The organism is Photorhabdus heterorhabditis (assembly GCF_001280945.1).
In the GTDB taxonomy this organism is placed as follows: Bacteria; Pseudomonadota; Gammaproteobacteria; order Enterobacterales; family Enterobacteriaceae; genus Photorhabdus; species Photorhabdus heterorhabditis.
Window position 1 is genome coordinate 1 of sequence record NZ_LJCS01000206.1, and the last position, 720, is coordinate 720.

At 42.2% G+C, this 720-nt stretch carries 1 protein-coding gene and 1 pseudogene; one reads left to right on the top strand and one right to left on the bottom strand.

Annotation, left to right across the window (positions count from 1 at the left end):
* Positions 1-110: pseudogene (locus AM629_RS23805) on the bottom strand (IS110 family transposase); the annotation flags it as partial.
* Positions 111-222: 112 nt separating this feature from the next.
* On the opposite strand from AM629_RS23805, the gene AM629_RS21345 reads away from it, so the two are divergent.
* Positions 223-627, top strand: a complete 405-nt coding sequence (locus tag AM629_RS21345; RefSeq protein ID WP_200905791.1) for a Tm-1-like ATP-binding domain-containing protein — start codon at positions 223-225, stop codon at positions 625-627.
* Positions 628-720: the final 93 nt, after the last annotated feature.

Here is a 720-nt window from a genome sequence, read left to right on the forward strand (position 1 = left end):
TTAGTTCGGGTGAATTTTTTACGCAGCAACGCTTTTCCTGATTGATCCTGACAATGGATATGAAAGGAATGCTTGCCAAGATCGATGCCAATCAATGCGATAGTGTTCATGATGGTGGCCTCTTAAATAAAAAATAAATCACACGCTGTCAATATATTGCTAACAGGGTGAGGGCGGCCATCTCATTAGTGCGGGGCATTTATGTAGCAAAGCAGCTAATGCATTAATCAGCTCACGACTGAGTTAAATACTCAATACGATTGCCTGGCTTTTCATGCTACCGGCAATGGTGGAACAAGCATGGAGAAATTGGCTAAGGACGGCGAATTAGTTTGTGTTTTAGATATTACATTAACAGAAATTGCCGATCTGTTATTTGGGGGTGTTTTGGGTTGTCCTGACACACGTTTAGACGTCATTGCAAAAAAAGCTATTCCGTGGGTCGGCAGTGCTGGTGCTTTGGACATAGTTAACTTTGGTGCAAAGGACACTATTCCAGAACGCTACAGCAACAGGCTGTTTTTTGAGCATAACTCTCAGGTGACATTGATGCGAACCACACCTGAAGAAAACTATCAGCTTGGTATCTGGATCAGGGCGCGAGCATACTTTTTTAACGCCTATTGAAAGTAGAGTAATGACATGATCTAATCACGCTTATTTCTCTTCAGATAGCTCAATGATGACTCTGATTGAACACCTCGCCGTTGTTAAAGAAAC